Genomic DNA, 25,433 nt, shown 5'->3' with positions numbered 1-25,433 from the left:
GAGCTCCGGATAGGTCGTGAAGAACTGGTTGTTCGAATGGAACACCCGCGGCACGTTGCGGTACTTGTGCAGATCCTTCATGACGAAGCTCGCGTCGACCCGGTTCTTGTAGGTCTTGAGCACGGCCTCGCTCATCGGCTTCCCGGCCGCTCTTGCCTCGATGATGGTCTCGGCGGCGAGCCGTCCCGTGGTCATGGCGAGGTTCGAGCCCTCGCGGTGCACCGCGTTCACGAAGCCTCCGGCATCGCCCACCATCACCCAACCGGCGCCGTACACCTTTGGCACCGCGAAGTAGCCGCCCTCCGGAATCAGGTGCGCCGAATACTCCTTCATCTCGCCGCCTTCGAGCAGCGGCGCGATGGCGGGGTGCTTCTTCATGCGCTCCAGCAGCGCATACGGGGTGCTGCGCTGGGCGCTGCTCTTGAGATCGGAGAGCATGCACCCCACGCCTACCGCGATCGAATCCTTGTTCGTGTAGAGGAACCCGGTGCCCATCATGCCGTCGGTGATCTTGCCCATCATCTCGATCACCACGCCCTCGTCTTCCTTGATGTTGAAGCGGCTCTCCAGCGTCTCCTGCGGCAGGAACAGGAGTTCCTTCACCGCCAGCGCGACGTTCGACGGCGAGATCTCCGGGTGGAAGCCCGCCTTCCTCGCCAGCAGCGAGTTGACCCCGTCGGCTAGCACGACGACATCCGCGAACACGTCACCGCCCAGGCGATCGCAGCGCACGCCGACGACGTGACCGTCGTCCTGCAGCAGCGAATCGACGGTGGTCTCGCAAATCAGCAGCGCACCGGCCTCGCGCACCTTGGACGAGAACCACTTGTCGAACTGGGCGCGGATGATCGTGTAGCGGTTGTACGGCGGCTTGTTGTAGTCGTCCGAGCGGAAATGGGTGCCGACGAACGACTCGTCGTCGAGCACCCACACGCGCTGCTCGATGATGTGCCGCTCCAGCGGGGCTTCCTCGCGGAAGTCGGGAATGATCTTCTCTAGCGCGTCCGCGTACAGGATGGCACCCTGCACGTTCTTCGAGCCGGGATACTCGCCGCGCTCGATCTGCACCACGCTCAGGCCCGCCTTCGCCAGGGTGTAGGCGGCCGCATTGCCGGCGGGGCCGGCGCCGACGACGATCGCGTCGAATCTCTCGCTCATGGTTTGCTCCTACGCCGCCTTCTGGCGTTTCATCGCGAAATGGTTGCGGAAGGCGTCGGTCAGGGCGGGCAGCACCTGCAACGCGTTACCGACGATGCCGTAGTGCGCGAAGTCGAAAATCGGCGCGTTCGGATCAGTGTTGATGGCCACGATGCAGTCGGCTCCCTCCATGCCGACCCGGTGCTGGATGGCCCCGGAGATGCCGGCCGCGATGTACAGCTTCGGGCGCACGGTCTTGCCGGTCTGCCCGACCTGCCGCTCCGCATCGACCCAGCCCGCCTGCACCACCGGCCGCGTGGCGCCGACTTCCGCGCCGAGCACCTGCGCCAGGTCCCACACGAGCTGGAAGTTCTCCGGCTTCTTCAGCCCCTTGCCGCCGGACACGATGACGTCCGCGTAGGCGAGGTTGACCTTGTTGCTGCTCGCGTCGGGAATGAAGTCGAGCAGTTTGGTCACGATATCGGCTTCGATCATGCCCAGCGTGCCCTCGATGATCGTCCCGCTGCGGTGCTCGTTGCGCGCCGGCATCGGCATCACGCGCGGTCGCACCGTCGCCATCTGCGGCCGGTAGGCGAGCGTCATGATGGTGCAAAGCAGTGATCCGCCGAAGGTCGGCCGGGTCGCCGCCAGCGCCCGGCTGGCGGGGTCGATCCTGAGTTCGGTGCAGTCGGCGGTCAGTCCGGTGCCGAGCGTGGTGGCCACCGACCCGGCAAGGTCGCGCCCCATCGTGGTCGCGCCCAGGAGCACGATCTCCGGCTGGTGCTGGTTCACGAGGTCGGTCAGCCCCTTCGTGAACGGCTCGTTGCGATACCCCTTGAGAATCGGGTCGCGCATCACGTAGCAGCTGTCGGCGCCGTACCGGAAGGCCTCCGCCGCGAAGTCGTCGAGGTCCTCATTCGGGCCGCCGAGCAGCACGCCGGAGAGCGCGACGCCGAGACTGTCGGCGAGCTTGCGGCCTTCGCCCAGCAGTTCCCAGGAGATCTGGTGAACCGCGCCGCGGTCATGCTCGATGAATACCCAGACACCCTTGTACGATTTCAGGTGCTCGGGCAGCTCCAGGTTGCGGCCGGCGCGACCGGCGGGCTTCTTCTTCGAGGCTTCCTGTTCAGTCATGGGTATGGTCTCCGGTTGCGCGGGCCCGCCTACAGGCGCGCCTTCTCCAGCAGTTCGGCTTCGAGCAGGGGGTGCTTGGTGAACAGCATCTGCACCAGGTTGAGCGCCATGTCGCGCGGCGTGGCCCGCTCGGTCGGCACCAGCTCGGCCTTCTCGGCCCGCGGTGTCGGGCCGAACACCTTGCTCACGACGGTGGGCGAGCCCTTGAGGCCGATCCGCGATACGTCCTCGATGCCGGCGTCGTCCTTGTTCCACTTGCGCACGCCAAAGCGCGCGGCACGGATCATGTCCGGCATGGTGGCGAAGCGCAGCTCGTTGGTGTTCTCGAGCATGGTGATGAGACAGGGCAGGCGCGTCTTCAGCACCTGCACGCCGCCTTCCGCCCGCCGTTCGATGGTGATCCAGCGGCCGATGAGATCGAGTTCGACGATGCTCGACACGTAGGTCAGCAACTGCGCGTTCAACCGCTTCGCGATGCCGGGTCCGACCTGTGCCGTGTCGCCGTCGATCGTCTGCTTGCCGGTGAAGACGATGTCCACCGCCTGCTCGGCCTCGATGGTGCGGATGGCCGCGGCGAGCGCGTACGAAGTGGCAAGCGTGTCCGCCCCGGCGAACGCGCGGTCCGTCACCAGGATCGCGTCATCGACGCCGAACGACACGCACTTGCGCAGCGCCTCTTCCGCCTGCGGCGGTCCCATGCAGAGCACGGTCACGCGGCCGCCGAACTTGTCCTTGAGGCGCAGCGCTTCCTCCAGCGCAAAGAGATCGTAGGGGTTCACGATCGCGGGCACGCCCTGCCGCATGATCGTGTTGGTGACGGGGTGCACGCGGATCTGCGCGCTGTCCGGAACCTGCTTGATGCAGACGACGATGTGCATGGTGCCTCCTCAGGCGCTGCGCGGCAGCGAGGCGCGCAAGTTGTCCAGGCTCACCCGCTGGATTCCGGCGGCATCCTGAAAGACCTTGAAGACCTTCTCCGCAGCCGCGGTCGACTGCACGAAGTCGCCGTATGCGCGTGCGAGCAACCCGCGGTAGTGCGCCAGGAGCGCGTCGTCGTCCGACGCCGCAGGCGGCTCCAGTGTTCCGAGGTACTGCTGGAACCGCTTCAGGATGTGCAGCCGGTTCACGTCGACGACCGCGCGGTCGTAGTCGACGCCCAGGTAGTCGAGGAACTCCTCGGCGGCCGAGAAGTGGTTCATCTTGCCGAGCATGCTGTCCATTGAACCTCCATTCGCAGAATCGGGTGCGGGGTGGGAGCTGCCGTCAGTGCGTGACACCGCGCCTCCGCGCTTCGGCGTGCGCGTGTCGCGCGCCCGTGGCCGCGTGAAACCGCAGCAGATCGGGCGTTTCCGGCGCCCGTTTGTGGCTGGTGGTGAAGTCGCGGATGTGGCACAGGATGCTCTGCACCTGCTGCTCGTCGAGATCGATGCCGAGCTCCGCGTAGGCGCGCATGACACCGCGCGAGCCGGAATGCTTGCCGAGCACCACGCGGTGTTCGCGGCCGACGTCGCCCGGGTCGAACGCCTGGTAGTTGCCGGGATGCTTGAGCAGGCCATCGACGTGAATGCCGGACTCGTGGGTGAATACGTTGTCGCCGACGATGCTCTTGTTCGGCGCCACGGCGCGTCCGGAAGCCCGCGCGACCAGGGCCGAGATCACGGGAAAGCAGCGCATGTCCACGCTCGTGGGAAACCCGTACGCGTGCTTGAGCGCGGTGACCACCTCCTCCAGCGGCGCATTGCCCGCGCGCTCACCGAGACCGTTCACCGTGGTATTGACGTGGGTGGCACCCGCCAGCACCGCCGCGACCGAGTTCGCCGTCGCCATGCCGAGATCGTCGTGCGCGTGGATCTCGATCTCGAGATCGCACGCCTGTTTCAGGCGGACGATGCGCGCGAAGGTCGTGAAGGGGTCGAGCACGCCGAGGGTGTCGGCAAAGCGAAAGCGACGGGCACCGGCGGCCTGCGCGACTTCCGCCACGCGCAGCACGAAGTCAGGGTCGGCGCGCGAGGCGTCCTCGCCGCCAACCGCGACCGCCACGCCGGCGTCGTGCGCGGTGCGCACGAAGCGGTCGACCGCGGCGAGCACCCAGGCGCGGTCGCGCCGCAGCTTGGCCGCGATCTGCAGGTCGGACACCGCGATCGACACATTGACGATGTCGATCGGGCAGGCAAGCGACGCGGCGAGATCGTGCTCGGTCATGCGCGACCACACCATCAATCTCGACGGCAGGCCGAGCGCTGCGATCGCGTCGATGTCCTCCTGCTCCTGCGCACCCATCGCCGGGATGCCGATCTCCAGTTCCGGCACGCCCGCGCGCGCCAGGGCCGTTGCGATCTCGAGCTTCTCATGTCGAGTGAATGCAACTCCGGCGGTCTGCTCGCCGTCGCGCAGCGTGGTGTCGTTGATGTTGATGTGGCGATCGCGGATGTGCATTCTGAAAGCCCTCGTCAGCCCTGTTTCTGCAACACGCATGCCATTGCGGGCGATGTCTTTTTTCCGTTATCGTTCAACCTGTTGCATGGACCGCTCGGACGTGTCGAGACAGTGCGTGTCGGACATGTCGATGTAGGATTCGCGACAAACGGAAACAGCGGGATGGTCGAGGCAAGCCCTCGACGCATGGCGCTACTCGCGCGCGAGATTGAGGCTGTACTTCGGAATCTCGACGACGAGGTCGCCGTCCGCGACAGTAGCGCGGCATGCCAGCCGCGACTGGAGGGTAAGCCCCCATGCCTCGCCCAGCTGGTCCTCCTCGCGTTCACTTGCCGCCGGGAGGTCGTCGAAACCCTCGCGCACAATCACGTGGCAGGTCGCACAGGCGCAGGATTTTTCGCACGCGTGTTCGATTTCGATGCCATGCGCAAGCAGGGCGTCGCAGATCGTCGTGCCGGAGGCGACGTCGAAGCTTGTGCCCTTGGGGCAGAGCGACTTGTGCGGAAGAACGGTCAGTCGGGGCACGGTGTCGTGTCGCGGACGCTGGCAGCGGTCCGCTCAGGCATCGATTGCAGCCACGTTGCGGCCGGCGAGCGCCTTGCCGATCGATGCGTCCATCCGCCGCGCGGCAAAATCGCCGGTTGCTTCGTTGAGCGCTGCAACTGCCTTGGAGATCGCGGCAGCGTCGCGACCGGCGAGCGTCTGTCGCAGCTGCACGATGTGGCCGTCGATGAGGCTGCGTTCGCTCGCAGAGAGCAGGTTCGCGTCGGCGGCGAGCGCTGCGTTCACCGCTTCGAGCAGGCGATTTCCTTCTACCTGCTGCTCGCGCAGCGCGCGTGCCTGCATGTCTTCGCCGGCGCAGATGATCGATGCTTGCAGCATGCGTGCGATCTCCTCGTCGGCGAGCCCATAGGACGGCTTCACGGTGACCGACGCGGCGACACCCGAGCGCTGCTCGTGCGCCGTGACACTCACCAGACCATCGGCGTCGACCTGGAAGCTCACCCGCACCCGCGCCGCACCCGCCACCATCGGCGGAATGCCGCGCAGCTCGAAGCGGGCGAGTGAACGGCAGTCAGCCACGAGTTCGCGCTCGCCCTGTACCACATGGATGCTGATCGCCGTCTGTCCGTCCTTGAAGGTCGTGAAGTCCTGTGCGCGCGCCGTCGGTATCGTCGAGTTGCGTGGAATGATCTTTTCCGTGAGGCCGCCCATGGTCTCGATGCCGAGCGACAGCGGCGTGACATCGAGAAGGAGCAGGCCGTCGCCGCCGCGGTTGCCGGCCAGGGCATCGGCCTGAATCGCCGCACCGAGCGCCACCACCTTGTCCGGGTCGAGATCGGTAAGGGGTGCGCGGCCGAAGAATTCCGCCACCGTTTGCCGCACGTGCGGCATGCGGGTCGCACCACCGACCAGCACCACGCCATCCACATCTCGCACGGCGAGCCCGGCATCGCGCAGCGCCCGCCGCACCGGCACGAGCGTCTTTTCCACCAGGGACTGCGTGAGCGCCGAGAACGTTTCCGCGTGCAGGGACACGGCGACATGGCCGCCACCGGCGAGCGGGCAGCGCAGCACCGCCTCGGATTCCGTGGAAAGCGCTTCCTTGCACTGGCGCGCGCACATGAGCAGCGTGCTCGCCTCTGCCGGACCGAGTGCCGGTTGTGCGGCCGCCTCCCGCGCCCACGCGGCGACCGCATGGTCGAAGTCGTCGCCGCCGAGGGCTGCATCACCGCTCGTGGCGAGCACTTCGAACACGCCGCGCGCGAGCCGCAGGACGGAGAAATCGAAGGTCCCGCCGCCCAGGTCGTACACCGCGAAGATACCCTCGGCGCCGCGGTCGAGGCCGTAGGCGACGGCCGCAGCGGTGGGCTCGTTCAGGAGCCTCAACACATTCAATCCGGCCAGGCGCGCTGCATCGCGGGTCGCCTGGCGCTGGGCGTCGTCGAAGTACGCGGGAACCGTGATCACTGCACCGACCAGGTCGCCGCCAAGCGCGCTCTCGGCGCGCACCCGCAGCGACTTGAGGATCTCGGCCGAAACCTCCACCGGGCTCTTCACCCCGGCACAGGTCTCGATCTGCACCATGCCGGGCGCATTAACGAAGCGGTAGGGCAGCCCGCCGGCAGCACCGATGTCTGCGAGCCCCCGCCCCATCAGTCGCTTCACCGACGCGATCGTGTTGGCGGGGTCGCGGCCATGGCTCGCGCGTGGAGCATAGCCGACCTCCGGCGCATCGTCCGGCTGATAGCGCACCACCGATGGTAGGAGGCTGCGCCCTTCCTCGTCGTCGATCACCTGCGCCGTGCCGCTGCGCACCGCCGCCACCAGGGAATGCGTCGTGCCGAGGTCGATACCGACGGCCAGACGATGCTGGTGCGGGGCGGTCGCGAGTCCGGGCTCGCTGATCTGGAGAAGGGCCATGTGCCCGCTAGAGGCGCGCCGGTGACGCCGTTTCGGCGACGATCACTTCGAGCGCCTGCTCCACGTCGTCCCGCAGGCGCCCGAGAAAGCGCAACTTGCCGACTGCTTCGGCTGCCTTTGCATAGTCCCGCGCCCGGTCCAGGAGTCTCGCAAGTTCCCGCTCCAGCGCGTTGGCGGTCGCCGCCAGCTCGTCGTCCAGTCGCTCCAGCGCCTCGCGATCGCGCAGCGCCCGCGCGTCGCCAATGCGCTCGCGCCACTCGAGTTGCTCGACGAGGAATGCCGCCGGTATTGGCGCGCCGGCGGGATCGAGCGCATCGACACCGTGCAGCTGGAGGAGGTGACAGGCGCGCGCGACCGTATCCTTCAGCGTGCAATAGGCCTCGTTTGCGAGCATCGCCCACCGCGCCGCGGCGAGCTGCTCGTTCTTCGCCGCCGCAGCGTGGCGGTCCGGGTGTACGCGGAACTGCAGTTCGCGATAGGCGCGGTCCAGGCGACCGGCGTCGATCGCAAACTCCGGCGGAACACCGAACAGCTCGAAGTAGTTGGCCGTGTCGCGGGGGCGCAGCGATGCCGAGATGTCAGACATTGAAGCTCTCCCCGCAGCCGCACTGCGCCTTGACGTTGGGATTGTGAAACTTGAATCCCTCGTTGAGCCCCTCCCGGGCGAAGTCGAGCTCGGTTCCATCCAGGAACGCGAGGCTCTTCGGATCGACGAGAACGCACACACCGTGGCTCTCGAAGGTGAGATCGTCGTCGTTCGCCGCATCCACGAACTCCAGGGCGTAGGCGAGCCCCGAGCAGCCGGACGTCTTGACGCCCACGCGCAACCCGATCCCTTTGCCGCGGCTCGCGAGGAACTTCTTGACCCGCTCGGCGGCGGCTTCGCTCAGGGTGACTGCCATCTGTGTGCGCTCCTCGAAGTCGATTCCGTGGTCAGGCGGAGAAGGACGAACCGCACCCGCAGGTGCTGGCCGCGTTCGGGTTCTTGATGAGGAAGCGCGCGCCTTCCAGACCCTCCTCGAAGTCGACCTCGGCGCCGGCCATGTACTGGAAGCTCACGGAGTCGATGAGCAGCGTCACGGTGTCCTTGCGCACGATCTGGTCGTCCTCCTCGACCTTCTCGTCGAAGGCAAAGTTGTACATGAAGCCCGAGCAGCCGCCACCGGACACGTAGATGCGCAGCTTGAGAGCAGGATTGCCTTCGGCGGCGATCAGGTCGGCAACCTTCGCGACCGCGCTGTCGGTCAGGTGAACGATCGGGTCTGCGATTGTCAATGCTTCACTCATGATGTCGTCTTCCGCGAAGTTGGTCGGGCATGCGCTCAAGCCTCGGGCGCACAGGCCGGGTAGCCTTCTTCCGCGACGCCGCGCTTCGAGTGGTAATCGGCGACCGCGGCCTTGATGGCGTCCTCCGCCAGCACCGAGCAGTGGATCTTCACCGGCGGCAGCGCCAGTTCTTCGGCGATGTCGGCGTTGCGGATCGCGAGCGCCTGGGTCACGGTCTTGCCTTTCACCCATTCGGTGACGAGCGAGCTCGACGCGATGGCGGAACCGCAGCCGTAGGTCTTGAACCGGGCGTCCTCGATGACGCCCGCCTCGTTGACCTTGATCTGCAGCTTCATCACGTCGCCGCACGCGGGCGCACCGACGATGCCGGTGCCGACCGCGTCGTCGGTCTGGTCGAGTGATCCGACATTGCGCGGGTTCTCGTAGTGGTCGAGCACCTTGTCGCTGTAGGCCATGGCAATCTCCTGAAGTCAGAATCCGGCGGCGGGTCAGCCACCGACGAGGATGCGATCGCGCGCCAGACCCTCGCCTTCGAGTCCGTGATGTCCGGCCCATTGCACGCTGTCGAGATCGATGCCGGCCTGATACATCTCCCACAGCGGCGAGAGCTCGCGCAGCTTCGCGACCTTCTCCTGGAGCAGAGCCAAGGTGTAGTCGACATCCGCTTCGCTGGTGAAACGACCGATGGAAAAGCGGATCGAGCTGTGGGCGAGTTCGTCGCTGCGTCCCAGTGCCTTGAGCACGTAGGACGGCTCCAGGCTCGCCGAAGTACAGGCTGAGCCGCTCGAGACGGCAATGCTCTTCAGCGCCATCATCAGTGACTCGCCCTCGACGTAGTTGAAGCTCGCGTTGAGGTTGTGCGGCACGCGCCTCGTAAGGTCGCCGTTGACGTAGGTCTCCTCGATTCCCAGCACACCCGCCAGCAGACGATCGCGCAACACGCGGATGCGCTCGCCCTCGCTTGCCATCTCCTCGCGCGCGATGCGGTACGCTTCGCCCATGCCGACGATCTGGTGCGTCGGCAGCGTTCCGGAACGCATGCCGCCCTCGTGGCCGCCGCCGTGCATCTGCGCCTGCACGCGGATGCGCGGTTTGCGCCGCACGTACAGGGCACCGATGCCCTTCGGTCCATAGGTCTTGTGGGCGGACAGAGACAGAAGATCGACGGGAAGCTCACCGAGATCGATCTCGACCTTGCCCGTCGCCTGGGCCGCGTCCACGTGAAAGATCACCTTGCGCTCGCGACAGACACCGCCAAGAGCGGTGACGTCCTGGATCACGCCGATCTCGTTGTTCACGAGCATGACGGAGGCAAGCACCGTATCGGGACGCAGCGCTGCGCGGAAGGCATCCACGTCGAGCAGTCCGTCCGCCTGCGGATCGAGATAGGTAACCTCGAAGCCCTCGCGCTCCAGTTCGCGCATCGTGTCGAGCACCGATTTGTGCTCGGTGGTTGTCGTAACGAGATGCTTGCCCTTGCTCGAATAGAAGCGTGCGGCCCCCTTGATCGCGAGATTGTTCGACTCCGTCGCCCCGGACGTCCATACGATTTCCTTGGCGTCCGCGCCGACCAGCGCGGCGACCTGCTCGCGCGCTTCGTCCACCGCCGCTTCGGCCTGCCAGCCGTAGCCATGCGATCGGCTTGCCGGGTTGCCGAAGTGCTCGGTGAGATAGGGAATCATTTTCTCCGCGACTCGCGGATCGACCGGTGTGGTCGCGGCGTAGTCGAGATAGATGGGCAGCCTTTCCATTGACGGGTCCTCGTGCCAGTCCGTGCGAGCGAAGAAGTCGCGCGACGGACCGGTTCGCGCTTCGTTTTTGCAATCGCCATGCCACTGCGTAACACACTGATTGGACATGTGTTTACGGCGACACGAAAGAAGCTGGCGAGGGCTTTGTCGGGTTTTGTAGAGAACCGCACACGACAAACATGCGGAGGTCGATCCTGGAGTCGCCGACAGGATGGTCACGTCGGACGATGCAGGCGATTGCGGCCTGGACGTGCCCGGAATCCTCCGGCAGCGTTTCGCTGCGCGCGGCTTCGGGGCAGCGCGGCGCTAGAGGTTGTAGCGCAGGGCGAGGTTCATCTGGAGCCGGCGCGCCTGCTTGAACGCCTCCTTCAGCATCCGGCGGTCCATCTCGTTCAGCAAGTAAGGATCAACCCGGTTCGCGCCCCCTGGCGGGGTGGTAGGATCGATCTGGCGTCGCAGCCGCAGCATGTGGATGAAGTAGAAGCCGTTCAGCACCGCAGCCAGATTGTCGCCAACGAGACCGATGTGCTCACCGACCTGCCGCAGTCGCTCGGCGGTGTTCGTATGGTGCACCCCATAGATGAGCGAGAACACGCGCGCCGCGTCGACGAAGGGACGCGACCCGTACATCTTGAGATTGATCGTGTGCGGAAATTCTTTGTCGTTGTCCAGTACGAAATCGCGGATCTTGCCCAAAGGCGGGCGGCAGGTGAGCGCGTTGCCAGCCGAATGCACGAGAAACATGGCGTTCGTCGGCGCCACCCGCATCAGCCACTCGCGCAGCCCGTCGGCGAGCGACTCGTCGCCATAGATTGGCCGGAAGTCGAAGAAAATGGTGGTGTTGAGCAGCGCGTCGGGTGTCGGGCTCACGATCCAGTCGATGAACTTCGACTTCCACTCCGCGAGGCTCAGGCACCACAGCGGATTGCCCGCCATCACGTCGCCACGGCAGAGCGGAAAACCGCACGCATCGAGCGCTTGGTTGACCGCCTGGGCGAACGGCAGCAGTTGGCCGCGGACAGCTTCCGTATCTGCCTCCACTGCCGGCTTGAAGATGATCCCGTTGTCCTGATCCGTGCTCAGGGTCTGCTCGAAGCGCCCCTCGGAGCCCAGCGCGATCCAGCACATCGGGACGGCCGGCAGATCGAAACGGGACGCCACGAGCTCGATGACGCGCATCGTGAGCAGATCATTCAGCGTCGAAATGAGCTGCGTCAGTGTCTCCGCTCCGGTGCCCTGACGCAGCATGCGCTCTGCGAGCTGACGGATGTCCCGCGCCGATCGTGCCAGCGCTTCGATGTCGGTCGCCTGTCGGATGTTCCCGCTGATTTCCCGCACGCCGACGCGCTGCAGATTGAAGAGGTCGTTCTGCGAGACCACGCCGATGAGCCGGTCGCCGTCCACCACGAGCAGGTGACGCAGTCCGCTGCGCGCCATGGCGAGCGCCGCCTGGTACGCCGATGCCTCCGGCGGCAACGTCACCAGCTCGCGCGTCATGACCTCGTCGATGCGGCGATCGAGATCACACTCGGGGAGCGCGACCCGCTGCAACAGATCACGCAGCGTGAAGATGCCGATCGGCCGCGCGGTTTCCGGATCGGCGATCACCATGGAGCCGACCTTGTTCTCGTTGATGCGACCGAGCACCGTGCGCACGCTCAGATCCGGCGCGCACGTGACCGGTGGGCGAACGATCACACCCGACAGCGGGCTGTACATCGAATGTGGATCGGCCTCGCCCGGCTGCGCCGTCACCGGTGCGTCAGTCCCGACTTCTGCACGACTGGCATGCATGTCTCAGTACTCCACGCGCGCGCGCAAGGTGTTCTGCGACGCCTCGCGCGCCGCGCCCAGCGTGCGAATGCCACGCGCTTCCAGTATAGGAATCATGCGCAGGAACACCTCTCCGGTGACGAGCGCATCGCCCAGCGCCGTATGCCGCGCGACGATGGTGACCCCGAGCCGCTCCGCGATCGCTTCAAGCGCGTGCGACGGCTGGTTGGGATGCAACACCTCGGACAGCAGCAGCGTGTCGAGCACGGGCTGCGTGAAGCGCACGCCGCTGGCTGCCTCCTTCATCTGCAGGAAGCGCATGTCGAACGCCATGTTGTGCCCTACCAGAACGGTGTCGACGCAGAACTGATGGAGCTGCGGCAACACTTCCTCGATGGGGGGCTGGCCGCGCAGCATCTCCTGCGAGATACCGTGAATCGTCTCCGCCGTCATGCCGACGAGCCGCTTCGGGTCGACGAGCTGCTCGTAGGTCTCGTGCCGCAGCAGGCGGCCGTTCACGATGCGCACCGCGCCGAGCGCGACGATCTCGTCACCACCGGACGGATCGAGCCCGGTCGTCTCGGTGTCGATCACGGTATAGCTCAGCATCGTGAGCGGAACGCTGTCGAGCTCGGGCGACTGGCTGCCCTGATGAAAGAGGTCGAAGTCGAAGAACACGGGCCGGCTCTCGTCGTAACGGCGCGGCAGCCCGGGGGTCGGCTGCACCGGCTTCGCGAGCGGGAGGAGCAGGCGAAACACGGCCTGCTGCTTGACCTTGTCGAGGATGAACACCGTCTCGGCGTCGTGCCGCTCGGTCACGTCGCGCAGGGTGAGCGGGCTGTACTCGCCGCCGGCATGCATCGCATCCATCTCCCATTCGTACACGGTCTGCTGCGAGATCGTCGGGCCGGACCACATCAGGTCAAGCTCGGCGAAGCCCGCGTGGGCGGACAAGTTGAAGCGCAGCTCGCGGATCTTGAATTCCTCCTTGAGCCGGCCGGCGAGATAGGTCAGCGCCTGCATCAGGGTGTAACTGTCGGCCTTTATCCAGAGCGCGTCGTCGAGGTTCTCGACCTTGGTCGCGATCCCGAGCCGGTTCTCGATCTGCCGTCGCAGGGCGTCGATTACATCGGTCCCGAGTATCTCCTCGAGCGGCCAACGCGTCTTCAGTGCCGATGCGTAGTCTGCCGTAGTCTGCTCCAGCTTGCCGCCCAGGTGCCCGACCTCCTCCCGGATCACCCGGATGAAGCGGTCGCGCTCGTGTGGCGCGCAGTCCGGGTATTCCGTCAGCGTTTCCACCGCGGCGCGGATGCTCGCGAGCGAGGCCCGACTTGCCTCGGTGAACGCCTGCAACAGGAGGTCGCGCTTCGTATCGCGCTCGACGCTGCGCGTGATGTTCTCCAGCATCATCACGAAACCCGTGATGGTCGTCTGCTCGCGGTGCGCCTGGGCGCTGGCACCCGGTTCGGCGTCCCTGGCTGCTCCGCTGGTCGCCAGCACCGGCGCCATCTGCACCCGGATCAGTTGACCCGCCCGCGTGGTGGTGACGAACTGCGCGTTGAGATAGGGCTCGCGGCGCTCGAGCCGCGACTCCACCGTTTCCAGCGCGTGAGCAAGCAGGCTACGATCGACGACGGTGAAGATAGAGCGGCCAAGACCGATGAGCGAGGACGATGCCGGTCCGCCAGCGCCGAGCGCCTGGCGCGCGCTCTCGTTGTAGAGCAGGATGCGTCCATCGATATTGCATACGAGCACGCCCTGTGACAGTTCCGACATGAGCGCGGCGAGGCGATGCTTTTCCTCTTCCACCGACGACTTCGCCTGTTGCACCTTGGTTTCCAGGTCACGCGCGAGCGCTTGGCTGTGCTCCGCGAGCGCGTTGGCAGACTGGGCGATCAGCCGCAATTCCGCTGGCCCTTCGACGTCGATGCGACGCGCGGGATTGGCCTCGAGCATGATGTGCATCGCTTCCGCCATCTCGAGTGCGCCGCGCACATATGACTTGTAGGCGACGATGAAGACTGCGGCGAGCACGCCTGACGCCAATACCGCGAGTCCGATCACCAGCTGCGCTCGCGGTGCGGCTATTTCCACCAGGCGGCGCTTGCTCTCGGGCTCGAGATCATAGTAGAAGGTCCACCCGGCAGCCGCGGTCACGCCCAGAAAGAGAACCAGGAAACCGAGCAAGGCGAACACTGCTTTATGGTTGGGTTTCATGGCACCCGAGTGGCGCGGAACGTCGGGTTGGAAGATAATCCCGTTCCGACGATACAGGCGACGGCGGCAATAATTAACCTGACGAAAGCCGCCGTCCGCGTGCCATGCTTGTACCATTCTGGGCCGCGAAGGTCCAGTCCTGCGACGCTGCGCTCTTTGCGGGAGACGTCCATCAACCTAGGGCGGGGGACACGATGTCGACGGATGTCTACGAACGCATAAGAAGCAATCCGAAGTTCGAGGAACTCGTCGCGAAGCGCACGCGGTTCACGGTGGGTTTGTCAATCGTCGTGCTGGCAGTTTTCTACGGCTTCATCCTCGTCGTGGCTTTTGCACCTGCGCTGCTTGCAAAGCCCCTCTGGACGGGGGCGGCGACCACCATTGCTGTGCCGATTGGAGCCGGCATCATCTGGTTCTTCTGGTTGTTGACCGGGTATTACATCCACCGTGCGAACCGGGATTTCGATGGCATCAATGCGGACATCGTCAAGGAGGCCATGAAATGAGGCAGAGCCTCCGGTCCCGGGTTTCCGTCCTCGCTTCGGGTATGTGGACAACGTGCGCTCTGGCTGCGCCGGCAGTGGCGGAAACCCAGCAGCAGCAGCCGCTCAACGTCCATGCCATCGTGATGTTCCTGATCTTCGTCGCGGCAACGCTCGGCATCACCTACTGGGCTGCAAAGCGCACGAAGACGGCGAGCGATTACTACGCGGCAGGCGGCGGCATCACCGGCACCCAGAACGGGCTTGCCATCGCCGGGGACTACATGTCCGCAGCCACCCTGCTGGGGATCACCGGCCTCGTCTACGCGAAGGGCTTCGATGGCTTCATCTACTGCATTGCCTTCTTCGCGTGCTGGCCGATCATCATGTTCCTAATGGCAGAGCGACTGCGCAACCTCGGCAGGTTCACGTTTGCCGACATCACCTCGTACCGGCTCGATCAACGGAAGGTGCGCACCATGGCCGCGATCGGTTCGCTTGCCGTGGTCGTGTTCTACCTGATCGCGCAGATGGTTGGCGCGGGGCAACTGATCAAACTGCTCTTTGGATTGCCGTACTGGCTGGCGGTGGTGGTGGTTGGCGTGATGATGGTGATCTACGTCACCTTCGGCGGCATGATCGCCACGACTTGGGTGCAGCTCATCAAGGCCTGCCTGTTGCTGGGCGGCGGCACCATCGTCATCGTGCTGGCCATGTCGCAGTTCGGATTCAACTTCGAGACGCTCGCGGAGAAAGCCGTGTCGGTGCACAAGGACGGCCTCAAGATCATGTCCCCCGGCAACATGCTCGCTGACCCGGTCACTGCGGTCGGGTTGGGACTCGGCCTCATGTTCGGCACGGCCGGGCTGCCGCACATCCTGATGCGGTTTTTCACGGTGCCGGACGCCAAGCAGGCGCGCAAGAGCGTGTTCGTGGCGACTTTTTGCGTCGGTTTCTTCTTCTGCGTGGTGAGCCTGATGGGCCTTTCGGCGATCGTGATCGTCGGCCAGAACCCGGTCTACTTCGAGGGCGGCGACATCGCGGGCAAGTTGATCGGCGGCACCAACATGTCGGCGCTGCATCTTGCGCACGCCGTGGGCGGGAATCTGCTGCTGGGTTTCCTCGCGGCCGTCGCCTTCGCCACCATCCTCGCCGTGGTGTCGGGTTTGGCGCTCGCCGGGGCTTCGGCGCTCTCGCACGACATTTACGCCAATGCCATCAAGCTCGGCAAGCTTTCGGAGGGCGCGGAAGTGCGCGCCTCCAAGATCTCCTCGCTGGGACTCGGCGTGGTCGCTGTGCTGCTCGGGATCCTGTTCGAGGAACTCAACATCGCATTCATGGTCGGCCTCGCGTTCGGCATCGCCGCCTCGTGCAACTTTCCGGTGCTGTTCCTTTCCATGTACTGGAAGGGTCTTACCACGCGGGGCGCCGTGTGGGGTGGCTTGGTCGGCCTCGTCTCTGCCGTTGCGATCGTGGTGTTCTCGAAGGCCGTCTGGGTGACGGTGCTCGGCAACCCGCAACCGCTCTTCCCGTACGAGCAGCCCGCAATCTTCTCGATGCCGCTGGCGTTCTTCGTCTGCTGGCTGGTTTCCAAGCTCGACCACAGCGCGCAGGCTGCGAAGGAAAAAGCCGCGTTTGAGGATCAGTACGTCCGTGCGCAAACCGGCTTCGGGGCAGCCGGAGCGGTGTCGCACTAGCCGGAGAAACCGGGCCTCGCGGCCCAGGCGGCGCCTCGTCGCGTCGCGGGCCCGCTGCTTGTCCTTTTCCCGCCAGGACGGCCATCCGCCGGCGTCTTACCTACCCTTGTGTCCGTTGCGTGCCGCCGCGCACCGTTCGCATGGGGTCTTGCTTTGAAACCGGCTTGATCGCTCGCAGAGAGAGTCGACCAGCAACCGACGCCTGCGGAGCCCTGATCGCGACGCCAAAGGTACGGTCGATCTACCTCTCGGAGATCCGCCTCGGCATGCGCCGCGTGTCAAGCCGAACCCCTACTCGAGTGTCTCCGCGAATACGAGTCCGAGCACCTCTTCCTGGTCGGCGACATCATCGACTTCTGGGTGATGAGCCGCGGGGTGCACTGGACCGCAGCGCAGAACACCGTCGTGCAGTCGAGCACGACTCCGGCGCTCGACCGAGCGCCACACACACGGTCTACCAGGAGGTGAACAATCCAACCAGCCTCACGTGGAGCCTGGACGCCTGTTTCACGCAACAGTGGGGCGTTCCGAATAGGGAAGTCCAGCGCTGTCAGCCCAAAGGCGTAACGTCCGCTTTGCCTAAAGGGAACATTGCCATTGGATTGACAGGCTGGTTGGCTCCTCGGCTTGGATGCTTTCGAGCGAGAGTCTCCCCAAAGGAAGCGCCCAAACCAAGAGCGAAAGGGGGAGAACCTCCCCCTTTCGCTCCGCAACTGCTGGCGTTAGTGCGACACGGCCGCGGCGACCCCGATGCCGATCGTCTGACGGACGTAGGCCGCCTCGAACGCGTCTTGCTCGCGTCGGTTCGGGAAGAGCAACGAGAACAGAAACGCCGCCAGGAACCCGAGCGGGATGGAAACGATCGCCGGGACCTTGAGCGGGAACAGCGGCTTCGCCAGTCCGACCATCGACGTGCCGTCCTTATTGGCCTCGTAGGACGCCTTGGCATTCTTGAGGTCGGTTTCCTCCTTCGCGCTCAAGGTCGTTCCAGCAGTCACCTTCGCCTCCAGCTTATTGATCACCTTCTGATCGGCGGCGGCGATCAGCTGAGGATAGGTCATGTTGGGTGAGACCAGCACGAGGCCTATGCCGCTGAACGTGCCGATCAGCAGTGCCGCAATCACGCCGGCAGTGCTCATCTTCTTCCAGTACAAGCTCAATACCACCGCAGGCAGGATGCCAGATGCGGAGGTTGCGAACGCCAAGGCCACAAGGTGGGCGACGTTCTGCTTCTCCGCCGCGAAGGCGATGATAATGCCGATGATGCCCACCACCAGCGACGTAATCCGCGCTGCCCGCATCTGCTGGCTTTGCTCAGCACGGCCATTCTTGATGACGTTGGTGTAGACATCGTGCGAGATGGCGGCCGAGCAGGCGAGCACGAGGCCCGAAACGACCGCGAGGATGGTCGCGAAGGCCACCGCGCAGATGAACGCCTGCAGGAAGTCGCCGAACAGCGGATCGAACTGGGCGCCAAGGAAGCGAGCGAGCAGCGGATTCGCCATGTTGCCCGTCTTGTCGACGGCGGCGATCCCCTGGGGCGTCAGCAGCGTCGCGGCGCCGTAGCCCATGAAAATCGTCAGCAGGAAGAACGTGGCGATGATGAACATCGCGACGAGAACCGACTTGCGCGCCGTCTTCGCATCGGGAACCGTGAAGAAGCGCATCAGGATATGCGGCATGCCGGCGGTGCCGAGACAGACGGCCATGCCTAGCGAGACTTGGTCCCAGACGTCCTTGAGGAACAGCCCAGGTTCGAGGTAGCGCTGCCCGTAGTCGAAGCCTGGCTGTGGTGTCGCGTGGCCGAGCTTCGCTTGCACCCAGCTTTGAATGGCCGTGCTGTTGACAACGTTATCCAGAAGCTGGAACGGGTTCATGCCCACCTTGGCCAGCACGAGCACCGAGAGGAGCACCCCGCCGCCGACGAGAAGCCCCGCCTTGATGATCTGCACCCAGGTGGTTGCGATCATGCCGCCAAAAACGACGTAGATCGTGATCAGAATGCCCACACCCAGGATCGACGCCGAGTACGGGATGCCGATCAGAAGCTCCATCAGCTTGCCCGCACCGACGAGTTGCGCCGTCAGGTAGAAGGTCGAAATGAACAACGTGACGATCGCGGCCGTGGCTCGGACGGGCTTCGGCGCGGTGCGCACGGATAGCACGTCGCCGACAGTGTACTTGCCCGCATTGCGGCACGGCTCCGCAACGATGAGTAGCACGGTCACGAAGGCCACCATCCAGCCTGTCGGGTAGAGGAAACCGTCGAACCCGTTCAACGAGATCAGGCCCGCCATGCCGAGAAAGGTCGCTGCCGACATGTAGTCGCCGGCAATCGCCCATCCGTTCTGGAAGCCGGTGATCGAAGAGCGCGCGGCATAGAAGTCGGCAGTGGTCTTGGTCCGACTCGCGGCCCAGTAAACGATGCCCAGCGTAAACACGATGATGACGACGAACATCCCCATCGTCAGCGGCTTGTTCGCTTTAGCGCCTCCCGGGGCCGGAGCGGCAGCCGCTGCCGGTGCCGGGCTGGGTGCCGGCGCTGCTGCAGGTGCGGCCGTTTGTCCGGCTGCCTGTGCAAGGACGATCGTCCCCGGGTTGTCGCCAGCGGCCACGGCGGGCAGCGAAACCGCCGCCAGCGCCAACAGTCCTAGGCAGATTGCTACAAATCGCAGGATGCTACCCATTGCCATCCCCCCTTCTGGTTTCTGGTCAATTGCAGATCACGAACGCTCGCGCAGAGGGCGTCTGCGTCGAGAGCTACACAGAGCCCATGCTTCTGGCGCGCGAGGGCTACCTGGTCTTCAGCTCGCGCAACAATTCGTCGTTGAGTCGGTCCGAATTATTGTTCGCCCACCGCGCGTAGTAGAGCGCGATAACGATGCATACGACGTACTGCGCAAGGGCGTACAGAAAGAGCAACGGCAGCACCCCGATCACCTTCATGTTGCCGATGTCCGACTGCGAAGTCGTGTTGCCCGCCCAGATGGGGAGCCCGAAGTAGAACAGCGTCGAGAACACCCACCAGCCGATCAGAAAGCGCTTCTTCCTGCGCGAAAGCTCGACGAACTTGGGGTCTCTTGCGACTGCGGCGTAGTCCGCCGTTTTTGTCTCTGCCATGCCGGTTCCTCCCCGGGAATCGACGCGCCCACGTACACGCGGCAGCGAAGCCATCGTTGCACGGCGGCGCCTCTCCACTCGCAGCGGCGTGACGTCCGGATACGGTGCCGTCTCTCAAGCTGCGGTGCTGTATTGCTCTTTGGAGTGCGAAGGAGCAAGGTCCTTTTCGTGTGATGACACGTGGGCCAAACTCCAGAAGCCTCCCCTCGATCAGACTGCCTGTCTCCCATTGGTCGCTGCGATCTGGAGCACACCGAACCTGCTGAGTCGTGTGCACGCGCATCGCACGCGCCGGAGGGTATTCTTGTTCGGCGCGCTTCGCGCTAGCGACGCACCGTTGACAGCTGCGGCAGTCGTTGCGGCTGTCACACCAAGTCATAATATTTATGTCATTATGTCCCCCCTTGTTGTTGCGCTACGCGTTGTCCATCGAGATGTGGACTCAGGCACGGTGGACGGTATGGCACCGGTGCGCAGCCGCTTTGTCTTGGCCGTTGAAGGCTGGATTTTGCGCGGTCATTGTCTCTCCGCCGTCAGCCGTGGTCAACAGGGGATTTCGTGAAGCCCAAAAGCGCTATGTCCCCCTTTATCTTGTTCTGCGGGCGATCATGGTGGTGTAGCCAACGACGACGGCGAGCCCGCAGGGGCGGGACCGGCTGCGGGCGATCTCAGCGACGCGAGGTCGTTGCGTAGGATGGACGCGGTGCCGCAGGTTCTTCCGCGTCGCCATCCCGACGGCCAGCGCTACCTGCTGCCGCACGGCGACGAATTCGACACCATCACGCGCTGTCACCGCTGGCTCGCCGTGCTCGGCGATCGTCCGCACGCGTTGGTGGTACGGCTGAACGTCACCCTGTCGTGGCTCCGGCGCTCGCTCGGCGTCCCCGGCCACTGGTCGCTTTCGGGCTACGCCAAACGCAAGGTCAAGAATGCAGTAAGCTTCATCGACAACTTCGAGCAGTCCGTGGTGCGCAACGCCAGGGACCGCAATCTCGAGGGGGTGATCTGCGGCCACATCCACGCCGCCACCGTCCGCGACATCGATGGCGTGCGATACATCAACTGTGGCGACTGGGTCGACAGTTGCATGGCGGTTGTCGAGCACGCCGACGGCAGCATGGAAGTCATCCACTTGGGCGCGCGCAGCCGGCTCCCGACCCCTGGGGCAGTCCCTGGGTTCGATGGCGCCGACAGTGCGCACACCTCCGCGCATCGCGGCGCCCTCTCCGCAGCCCGGTCGCCGCGGCATTATGGGCACGCCGCACCTGGCTAGATTGGCACGATCCCTGTCGGAGAAGCGATGAAGGCGGCGATCCTGCTCGTGCTCGGTGTTGCGGTCTCGACCTTCGGACCCGCTGCCGAACCACTGGCTCGCGGTCAGGACTGGCAGGTGGCGGGACGGCTCGGACTCTTGCAGTTCGTCGTCGTCGGGGAGATGCGCGCAACGGAACGGGCGTTCTACGACTCGATCATCACCTCGCTCTGCGAGTCCGGCGCCACCTGCTTCCTGCGCTTCTTCACCAACTCGAAGAAGGTTCCGATCACGATGCCGCTGCCCGATGCCATCCTCGCTGAGCCCACCGCGACATTCCAGCGCTCCGCCAAGCAGGGGAACGCGGTCTTCCAGTGGAGTTGCCGCACCGGACTTTCCGCCGGAAACTGCTTCTAGGATGGCCCGACGGCAGATCGATGTCGACGGAAGCGGATGAGATCGATCGGCGGTTCGCGTCGATCACGTTCGTCTCGGGCGGCCAGACCGGAGCCGACCGCGCGGCGCTCGATTGGGCGATAGCACGTCGCATTGCGCACGGCGGCTGGTGTCCGCGAGGACGGTTGGCCGAGGACGGTTCCCTCGCCGATCGCTACCGATTGCGAGAGACAACCGCCGAAGACTACGCGCAGCGCACGCAGTGGAATGTGCGCGACAGCGATGCGACGCTGATCGTGTCGATCGCCCCTGACCTCACCGGCGGTTCACGGCTCACCCGAATGTTCGCCGACGAATTGGGTAAGCCCTGTGTGCATGTGACGCCCGAATCGTTCGACGCGTCGCAAGTGCGCGCATTTCTCGTTCAGCATGGCGTGCGTGTACTCAACGTTGCAGGTCCGCGCGCCTCGAAAGACGGGGACGTGTACGCGTTCACATGGCAGGTGCTCGATGCCGTGTTCCCAGTCACAACCCAAACACGCACCCGAAATCGCTAGCCTTGCGGCCACATTCACCGCGCGTGCGATGGGTCTGTCGCTCGTGGGTGAATCGTTACCCACGTTTTTCCTCAGCGCAATCTCGGGCATTATCACGAAGAGTGGTTTGCGAACGCTGCCTGGCACGGCTGCGGCGAAGCGGGATGTCTGTTCTCGCGAACGCGCGTGTGCTCCTGCCAGGGCAAAGCGCACGCGTCGTCGGGCGCACGGGAATGCGCCCTGCCGCGACCACCGCCGAGAACCAGCTGTTTCAGCTCATCAGCGGATGCATGATGGCGGACTTGCGTTCCCCTCCGTTGCGCACGGGACTGGCCTTTGTTGACCGCTGGGTAGGTCTCTGCAGTATCTCGCACCCGCGGCGAACCGGGCCACCGCCTGCCACAAGTTCGCACGACGCATTGGTCAAGACGGAGCAGATCCGACTGCTCTATCGGCAACTCCCCACGGTACTCGTTGCCTCGGCCGTCAGCGGTTGCGCGGTCACCCTCGTGTTGTGGCAGCAGGTGTCGCACGCGATGCTGCTCGGGTGGCTCTGTCTCCTCGCACTGCTTACACTCGGCCGAGTCTGGCTCATGCAGCGCTATTTCCAGATCGATCCACCTCCCGATGAGGCGCCAGCGTGGGGCCATGCCTTCGTGTTCGCGGTCGGGCTTTCGGGTGTACTGTGGGGCGTGGCGGGTGTCTTCCCGTTTCGCGAGCCCAGCCTGCTTCACGAGGTGTTTCTCGCCTTCATGATCGCGGGGCTTTCCGCCGGCGCGATGAGCACCTTGTCTTCCTTCCGCGGCGCCTATTTTGCCTTCCTGCTGCCTGCGATCCTGCCGCTTGCGGTGCGCATGACGCTCCACCTCGCCCAGGTGTATGTCGTGATGAGCGGGATGCTGGTGCTGTTCGCCATCATGATGAGCGCGATCTCGCGCCGCTTCTATCTGTCTCTGCGGGAATCGCTTCAGCTGCGTTTTGATAACGTGGTGCTGCTCAACGAACTGGCCGCGGCACGAGACCGTCAGCAGGCCGCACTCGCCGGCCTCGAGGCGGAAATCGCCGAGCACGAGCGAACCGAGGCGGCTCTGCAGGCAGGTAACGAGATCTATCGCACGCTCGTCGACACTACCGGCACCGGCTATCACATCATGGACGCAGAAGGGCGAATCCTCGATGCCAATCGCGAGTACGTCTACCTGACGGGACGCGCTGTCCTGGCGGACATCCAGGGTCATAAGGTTACCGAGTGGATGGCACCGTACGACGTCACGCGCAAGGCCACCGAGATCGATCAATGCCTCGCGCGCGGATTTGTGCGCAACCTCGAAGTCGACTACGTCGATCTGACCGGGCGGATCACTCCGATCGAGGTCAACGCGACAGTCGTCAACATGCAGGGCCAGCGCCGAATCATTGCCCTCTGTCGCGACATCAGCGCACGCAAGCGGGCAGAGCGGGCACTTCGGCAAGTCAACGAGGAACTGGAGCAAAAGGTCGGCGAGCGAACGGCCCAGCTCGCCCGCGCCAACGAGGTGCTGCAGGCGGAAAAGGAACTCTTCCGGGTAACGCTCGCCAGCATCGGTGATGCAGTGATCACCACCGATGCCGAAGAAACCATCACCTATCTCAACAAGGTCGCAGTGGAGCTGACCGGGTGGCCGCAAGACGAAGCGAAGGGGCGACCGGTTCGCGAAGTGTTGCGCATCGTGCACGAAGAAACGCGCAAGCCGGTTGCCGATCCCATCGGCGACGGCTTGTGGGCGGGAGAGCGCGCAGGTCCGCTCGACCACATCGTGCTGATCTGCCGCGATGGCCGCGAGATCAGCATCGACACGTCGGTTGCGCCCATTCTCGATCGACACAACACCACCATTGGTGCGGTGCTCGTCTTCCGCGACGTGACCGCGCAGCGCAGACTCGCACAGCAGCTATCGCATCAGGCCACCCACGACACTCTGACGGAACTCGTCAACCGCCGTGAATTCGAGCGCCGGCTGACGCATCTGCTCGCCTCGGCCAGTCCTTACGCCCCGCACGCGCTGCTGTATCTCGATCTCGATCAGTTCAAGGTGGTGAACGATACCTGCGGCCACGCCGCTGGTGATGATCTGTTGCGCCAGATCTCCGCACTGCTGCGGACGAAGCTGCGCGCGCGCGACACTCTGGCGCGGCTCGGTGGCGACGAGTTCGGGGTACTGCTCGAGCACTGTGCGGTAACCGAAGCCAAGCGCATCGCGGACAACCTGCGTGAACTGGTGCACGGCTTTCGCTTCGTCTGGCAGGACAAGAGTTTCCAGATCGGTGTCAGCATAGGACTCGTTCCTCTGATCCAGGCAGGCGAAACGCCCTCCGGAGTATTGAGCGCCGCCGACAGCTCTTGTTACGCAGCGAAGGAAAAAGGGCGCAACCGCGTGCACGTCTATCAGGCCGACGACAGCATGCTGGCACAGCGCCACGGCGAGATGCGCTGGATGCCGCGCATCCAGCAGGCGCTCGCAGACGACCGCTTCCGTCTGTACTACCAGCCGATCGTGCCGATTGCACCATGCGCGCCCGCCGGCCATCACGGCGAAATCCTGCTGCGCATGCTGGACGAGGAAGGGCAGATCGTTCCCCCTGGCGCCTTCCTGCCGGCGGCAGAGCGCTACGGGCTCATGCTCGCGATAGACCGATGGGTCGTCAGAAAGACGCTCGACGCCCTGTCCACCGCGCCGCCGCAGCCAGGTCACATCATGTACTCGATCAACGTCTCCGCGCAGTCGCTGGGAGCCGCGGACTTTCTCGACTTCGTGATCGAGCAGATCGAACGTACGGGCGTCTCACCCCATACGCTATGCTTCGAGATCACGGAAACCTCTGCGGTCTCCGAACTCGCTCACGTCCTGCACTTCATCGACATCCTGAAAGCACGTGGCTGCCGGTTTGCGCTCGACGACTTCGGCACCGGCGTCTCCTCGTTCAGTTACCTCAAGACGCTGCCGGTCGACTTTCTCAAGATCGACGGCGGCTTCATCCGCAATCTGGCCACCGACGAGATAGATCGCGCAATGGTGGAGGCCGTGCATCGCATCGGTCACATCATGGGATTGCAGACCATTGCCGAATGGGTGCAGGACGAGGCGATCCTGCAGGCATTGCGGGAGATTGGCGTCGACTATGGCCAAGGCTATGCCGCCGGGCAGCCGCAGCCGTTCGTCATTCAGTAGCGGTGTTGGTGGCTCCGATTGTCGCAGTGCATTGCACCGCGCCCTGCCCCCCGAGACCCAACCGCTACCGATAGGTGATTGCACCACTTCCACCGTTGCCGGCGGAAGCGGCGCGGTGTCACCGATCAGATCGCGCGCAGATACTCGAGCATCGGGCCCACCCCCAGCGCGGGAGAGCCGGACTGATCCCGGAAGATGTGCAAACCCTTGGTGTATAGGGTGCGTGTGGTCGACGAGCCCCAGTTGCTCACGTTCCATTGATAAATACCGAACTTGGACGGGGTGTAGCTCGCGCTTTCACGGTAGAGGTTTGCGATCGACGTATTGGCGACCTGCACCGGTGAACCGTTGCCGACGGCGTGCCAAACCCTGAAGTAAGGCTTCTTCGACACGTCCCACTCGAGCTTGAACTGGACAACGACGTAGTGCCACACCCTCTTCTGGACAGACCTGTTGAAAACCTTCGTGGTACGTCTTCCGCTGTCCGAGCCGTTGAGCGTCGTATTGGAACTCAGCATGGCGTCCATCGTCCCGTTGCGTCGCAGATAAAACGCAGGATTGGGAAGCGTGTTCTTGCTGGTC

Annotated in this window: 23 protein-coding genes; 6 read left to right on the top strand and 17 right to left on the bottom strand. The window is 64.6% G+C overall.

What is annotated here, in order from left to right; genetic code table 11:
* From JNK68_10110 to JNK68_10045, 14 genes are all read right to left on the bottom strand, one after another.
* Positions 1–1,158 (bottom strand): FAD-dependent monooxygenase (locus JNK68_10110; protein ID MBL8540712.1); only part of this gene is annotated, 1,158 nt, incomplete at its 3' end.
* Positions 1,159–1,167: 9 nt separating this feature from the next.
* Positions 1,168–2,271 (bottom strand): electron transfer flavoprotein subunit alpha/FixB family protein, encoded by a 1,104-nt coding sequence (locus JNK68_10105; GenBank protein MBL8540711.1) that lies wholly within the window; start codon positions 2,269–2,271, stop codon positions 1,168–1,170.
* A gap of 29 nt (positions 2,272–2,300) precedes the next feature.
* Complete coding sequence (locus JNK68_10100) at positions 2,301–3,149, bottom strand: electron transfer flavoprotein subunit beta/FixA family protein (protein ID MBL8540710.1); 849 nt, start codon at positions 3,147–3,149, stop codon at positions 2,301–2,303.
* Between the two features lie 9 nt (positions 3,150–3,158).
* On the bottom strand, positions 3,159–3,491 hold the full coding sequence (locus tag JNK68_10095) for a nitrogenase-stabilizing/protective protein NifW (protein MBL8540709.1): 333 nt from the start codon (positions 3,489–3,491) through the stop codon (positions 3,159–3,161).
* A gap of 43 nt (positions 3,492–3,534) precedes the next feature.
* Complete coding sequence (gene nifV / locus JNK68_10090; GenBank protein MBL8540708.1) at positions 3,535–4,707, bottom strand: homocitrate synthase; 1,173 nt, start codon at positions 4,705–4,707, stop codon at positions 3,535–3,537.
* Positions 4,708–4,899: 192 nt separating this feature from the next.
* Positions 4,900–5,232: an ISC system 2Fe-2S type ferredoxin gene (gene fdx, locus JNK68_10085; protein MBL8540707.1), complete on the bottom strand. Its 333-nt coding sequence runs from the start codon at positions 5,230–5,232 to the stop codon at positions 4,900–4,902.
* Between the two features lie 33 nt (positions 5,233–5,265).
* On the bottom strand, positions 5,266–7,131 hold the full coding sequence (gene hscA / locus JNK68_10080; protein ID MBL8540706.1) for a Fe-S protein assembly chaperone HscA: 1,866 nt from the start codon (positions 7,129–7,131) through the stop codon (positions 5,266–5,268).
* 7 nt (positions 7,132–7,138) lie between these two features.
* A complete protein-coding gene (gene hscB / locus JNK68_10075; protein ID MBL8540705.1) occupies positions 7,139–7,717 on the bottom strand; it encodes a Fe-S protein assembly co-chaperone HscB in 579 nt (192 codons plus the stop codon).
* The gene (gene iscA / locus JNK68_10070; GenBank protein ID MBL8540704.1) at positions 7,710–8,033 is read right to left on the bottom strand and encodes an iron-sulfur cluster assembly protein IscA; all 324 of its coding nucleotides are present in this window, start codon (positions 8,031–8,033) and stop codon (positions 7,710–7,712) included. The genes hscB and iscA overlap by 8 nt, the downstream gene beginning before the upstream one ends.
* Before the next feature lie 31 nt (positions 8,034–8,064).
* Positions 8,065–8,418, bottom strand: coding sequence for an iron-sulfur cluster insertion protein ErpA (gene erpA / locus JNK68_10065; protein ID MBL8540703.1), 354 nt, complete (start codon positions 8,416–8,418; stop codon positions 8,065–8,067).
* 35 nt (positions 8,419–8,453) lie between these two features.
* A complete protein-coding gene (gene iscU / locus JNK68_10060; protein ID MBL8540702.1) occupies positions 8,454–8,873 on the bottom strand; it encodes a Fe-S cluster assembly scaffold IscU in 420 nt (139 codons plus the stop codon).
* A gap of 33 nt (positions 8,874–8,906) precedes the next feature.
* Positions 8,907–10,169 (bottom strand): IscS subfamily cysteine desulfurase, encoded by a 1,263-nt coding sequence (locus JNK68_10055; GenBank protein MBL8540701.1) that lies wholly within the window; start codon positions 10,167–10,169, stop codon positions 8,907–8,909.
* A gap of 306 nt (positions 10,170–10,475) precedes the next feature.
* Entirely contained in the window at positions 10,476–11,963 is a 1,488-nt protein-coding gene (locus JNK68_10050; protein ID MBL8540700.1) for a CBS domain-containing protein, read from the bottom strand.
* 3 nt (positions 11,964–11,966) lie between these two features.
* On the bottom strand, positions 11,967–14,159 hold the full coding sequence (locus JNK68_10045; GenBank protein ID MBL8540699.1) for a DNA polymerase III subunit epsilon: 2,193 nt from the start codon (positions 14,157–14,159) through the stop codon (positions 11,967–11,969).
* A 194-nt stretch (positions 14,160–14,353) separates the two neighbouring features.
* On the opposite strand from JNK68_10045, the gene JNK68_10040 reads away from it, so the two are divergent.
* Together JNK68_10040 and JNK68_10035 are read left to right on the top strand one after the other, a co-directional pair.
* Entirely contained in the window at positions 14,354–14,665 is a 312-nt protein-coding gene (locus tag JNK68_10040; protein MBL8540698.1) for a DUF485 domain-containing protein, read from the top strand.
* Positions 14,662–16,338 carry a cation acetate symporter gene (locus tag JNK68_10035; protein ID MBL8540697.1) on the top strand — a complete coding sequence of 559 codons (1,677 nt, stop codon included), beginning with the start codon at positions 14,662–14,664 and terminating at the stop codon, positions 16,336–16,338. The genes JNK68_10040 and JNK68_10035 overlap by 4 nt, the downstream gene beginning before the upstream one ends.
* Positions 16,339–17,060: 722 nt before the next feature.
* On the opposite strand, the gene JNK68_10030 is transcribed toward JNK68_10035, so the two are convergent.
* Both JNK68_10030 and JNK68_10025 read right to left on the bottom strand, forming a co-directional pair.
* Complete coding sequence (locus JNK68_10030; protein ID MBL8540696.1) at positions 17,061–19,025, bottom strand: cation acetate symporter; 1,965 nt, start codon at positions 19,023–19,025, stop codon at positions 17,061–17,063.
* A gap of 106 nt (positions 19,026–19,131) precedes the next feature.
* Entirely contained in the window at positions 19,132–19,458 is a 327-nt protein-coding gene (locus JNK68_10025) for a DUF485 domain-containing protein (protein ID MBL8540695.1), read from the bottom strand.
* Between the two features lie 703 nt (positions 19,459–20,161).
* On the opposite strand from JNK68_10025, the gene JNK68_10020 reads away from it, so the two are divergent.
* The 4 genes from JNK68_10020 (at position 20,162) to JNK68_10005 (ending at position 24,851) form a co-directional block, all read left to right on the top strand.
* Complete coding sequence (locus JNK68_10020; GenBank protein ID MBL8540694.1) at positions 20,162–20,731, top strand: hypothetical protein; 570 nt, start codon at positions 20,162–20,164, stop codon at positions 20,729–20,731.
* Positions 20,732–20,758: 27 nt separating this feature from the next.
* The gene (locus tag JNK68_10015) at positions 20,759–21,127 is read left to right on the top strand and encodes a hypothetical protein (GenBank protein ID MBL8540693.1); all 369 of its coding nucleotides are present in this window, start codon (positions 20,759–20,761) and stop codon (positions 21,125–21,127) included.
* A 20-nt stretch (positions 21,128–21,147) separates the two neighbouring features.
* Positions 21,148–21,663, top strand: a complete 516-nt coding sequence (locus JNK68_10010; protein MBL8540692.1) for a putative molybdenum carrier protein — start codon at positions 21,148–21,150, stop codon at positions 21,661–21,663.
* Positions 21,664–22,061: 398 nt separating this feature from the next.
* A complete protein-coding gene (locus JNK68_10005) occupies positions 22,062–24,851 on the top strand; it encodes an EAL domain-containing protein (GenBank protein MBL8540691.1) in 2,790 nt (929 codons plus the stop codon).
* Between the two features lie 125 nt (positions 24,852–24,976).
* On the opposite strand, the gene JNK68_10000 is transcribed toward JNK68_10005, so the two are convergent.
* Positions 24,977–25,369: a hypothetical protein gene (locus tag JNK68_10000; GenBank protein MBL8540690.1), complete on the bottom strand. Its 393-nt coding sequence runs from the start codon at positions 25,367–25,369 to the stop codon at positions 24,977–24,979.
* Positions 25,370–25,433: the final 64 nt, after the last annotated feature.

Source organism: Betaproteobacteria bacterium (assembly GCA_016791345.1).
Classification (GTDB): domain Bacteria; phylum Pseudomonadota; class Gammaproteobacteria; order Burkholderiales; family JAEUMW01; genus JAEUMW01.
Note: the sequence above shows the minus strand (reverse complement) of the source record. Positions and strands in the feature narration are given on the sequence as shown.

What these genes read in the sequence shown, in the direction of transcription:
- JNK68_10030 (MBL8540696.1), bottom strand. Translation starts at nt 19,025, where the DNA reads ATGGGTAGCATCCTGCGATTTGTAGCAATCTGCCTAGGACTGTTGGCG.
- JNK68_10040 (MBL8540698.1), top strand. Translation starts at nt 14,354, where the DNA reads ATGTCGACGGATGTCTACGAACGCATAAGAAGCAATCCGAAGTTCGAG.
- erpA (MBL8540703.1), bottom strand. Translation starts at nt 8,418, where the DNA reads ATGAGTGAAGCATTGACAATCGCAGACCCGATCGTTCACCTGACCGAC.
- JNK68_10000 (MBL8540690.1), bottom strand. Translation starts at nt 25,369, where the DNA reads ATGCTGAGTTCCAATACGACGCTCAACGGCTCGGACAGCGGAAGACGT.
- JNK68_10055 (MBL8540701.1), bottom strand. Translation starts at nt 10,169, where the DNA reads ATGGAAAGGCTGCCCATCTATCTCGACTACGCCGCGACCACACCGGTC.
- JNK68_10105 (MBL8540711.1), bottom strand. Translation starts at nt 2,271, where the DNA reads ATGACTGAACAGGAAGCCTCGAAGAAGAAGCCCGCCGGTCGCGCCGGC.
- JNK68_10050 (MBL8540700.1), bottom strand. Translation starts at nt 11,963, where the DNA reads ATGCATGCCAGTCGTGCAGAAGTCGGGACTGACGCACCGGTGACGGCG.
- JNK68_10025 (MBL8540695.1), bottom strand. Translation starts at nt 19,458, where the DNA reads ATGGCAGAGACAAAAACGGCGGACTACGCCGCAGTCGCAAGAGACCCC.
- hscA (MBL8540706.1), bottom strand. Translation starts at nt 7,131, where the DNA reads ATGGCCCTTCTCCAGATCAGCGAGCCCGGACTCGCGACCGCCCCGCAC.
- JNK68_10095 (MBL8540709.1), bottom strand. Translation starts at nt 3,491, where the DNA reads ATGGACAGCATGCTCGGCAAGATGAACCACTTCTCGGCCGCCGAGGAG.
- JNK68_10100 (MBL8540710.1), bottom strand. Translation starts at nt 3,149, where the DNA reads ATGCACATCGTCGTCTGCATCAAGCAGGTTCCGGACAGCGCGCAGATC.
- JNK68_10010 (MBL8540692.1), top strand. Translation starts at nt 21,148, where the DNA reads ATGTCGACGGAAGCGGATGAGATCGATCGGCGGTTCGCGTCGATCACG.
- iscA (MBL8540704.1), bottom strand. Translation starts at nt 8,033, where the DNA reads ATGGCAGTCACCCTGAGCGAAGCCGCCGCCGAGCGGGTCAAGAAGTTC.
- iscU (MBL8540702.1), bottom strand. Translation starts at nt 8,873, where the DNA reads ATGGCCTACAGCGACAAGGTGCTCGACCACTACGAGAACCCGCGCAAT.
- JNK68_10035 (MBL8540697.1), top strand. Translation starts at nt 14,662, where the DNA reads ATGAGGCAGAGCCTCCGGTCCCGGGTTTCCGTCCTCGCTTCGGGTATG.
- nifV (MBL8540708.1), bottom strand. Translation starts at nt 4,707, where the DNA reads ATGCACATCCGCGATCGCCACATCAACATCAACGACACCACGCTGCGC.
- JNK68_10015 (MBL8540693.1), top strand. Translation starts at nt 20,759, where the DNA reads ATGAAGGCGGCGATCCTGCTCGTGCTCGGTGTTGCGGTCTCGACCTTC.
- JNK68_10045 (MBL8540699.1), bottom strand. Translation starts at nt 14,159, where the DNA reads ATGAAACCCAACCATAAAGCAGTGTTCGCCTTGCTCGGTTTCCTGGTT.
- hscB (MBL8540705.1), bottom strand. Translation starts at nt 7,717, where the DNA reads ATGTCTGACATCTCGGCATCGCTGCGCCCCCGCGACACGGCCAACTAC.